This window comes from Streptomyces sp. WG5, assembly GCF_049974565.1.
GTDB lineage: Bacteria > Actinomycetota > Actinomycetes > Streptomycetales > Streptomycetaceae > Streptomyces.
On record NZ_JBNGGC010000175.1, the window covers coordinates 1 to 602 of the forward strand.

The following is a 602-nucleotide window of genomic DNA, read 5'->3' on the forward strand; positions in this document are numbered from 1 at the left end:
GGGTGTTCGACCAGGCTTCGCCGTTCACGCATGGCTCTGGGCCTCAGGTCCATTCGGGTTTGAAGGGCATCGATCACCGCCTCATGCTCCCAGCGGGTGACCTTGCGCTCGACCGCAGGCGTGCACTGAGCCTTGATGCTACAGCCTGTGCAACTGGCCCGATCCCAGTACCGATGCAGCGTCATGCCTCTTTCGACGACGGTCATGTGGTACGGAAGCAGGGAGCCGGCCGGGCAACGGTAGACGTCTTGATCAGGTAAGTAGACGAAGTCCTGCTTGCCGAAGCGCCCATTCGCCTTTGCGCCTGACGTCAGCGTCTTTGGCACGAAGGGCGTCGCGCCCAGGGCCTCACAGGCCAGGATTTCTTCGCCGGAGAAGTAGCCCCGGTCCGCCAGCACATCGAGCCTATCCACGCCCATGGCGTCCTTGGCTTGACCGGCCATGTTCGCCAGCTGTTGCTTGTCCGAGCCGGTCATCACCACCTCATGGGCAACGATCAGGTGATGCTCGCCTTCGACGGCGGACTGGACGTTGTAGCCGACGATCCCGCTGCCCCGACCCGACGTCGCCATGGCGCGCGCATCGGGATCGGTCAAGGACAC

The 602-nt window shown here is 63.6% G+C and carries 1 pseudogene; it reads right to left on the reverse strand.

Annotated elements, in window-relative coordinates:
- Positions 1–602, reverse strand: a pseudogene (locus tag ACP4IX_RS36470) (IS5/IS1182 family transposase); the annotation flags it as partial.